The 286-nt window shown below is 70.6% G+C and carries 1 protein-coding gene; it reads right to left on the reverse strand.

The annotated features are described in order from the left end of the window. Positions 1 to 260 (reverse strand): DUF222 domain-containing protein (locus QN357_RS19390; protein WP_323505456.1); only part of this gene is annotated, 260 nt, incomplete at its 3' end. Between the last annotated feature and the right edge of the window lie 26 nt (positions 261 to 286).

A 286-nucleotide genomic window follows, 5' to 3' on the forward strand; every position in this document is an offset into this window, starting at 1 on the left:
TCCTCGAACACGGCCCGGGCCCGGGCGGCCGCTTCCGGGTCATCATCGACTCGGATGCCCCAGGCCTGCTCCATGATGACTTGCGCGTGCCGGTAACTGATCGCCCCGGAGGCCAGGGCATCCCGGGTTGCGGGGAGGTCTTCGGCGAGGGTGCGGCTGGCTTCGATCAGGGTCTCCGCCGTCCGGCGCGGGAGCCGCAGCAGGGCGCTGACCTCGCAGGTGAATTCCTCTTTCGTGGCTTCTTCCGGAGACCACGGCATTCGCGGCCCGCCGGCGCGTTCTGCGG

This window comes from Cryobacterium sp. RTC2.1, from assembly GCF_035018685.1.
Classification (GTDB): Bacteria; Actinomycetota; Actinomycetes; order Actinomycetales; family Microbacteriaceae; genus Cryobacterium; species Cryobacterium glucosi.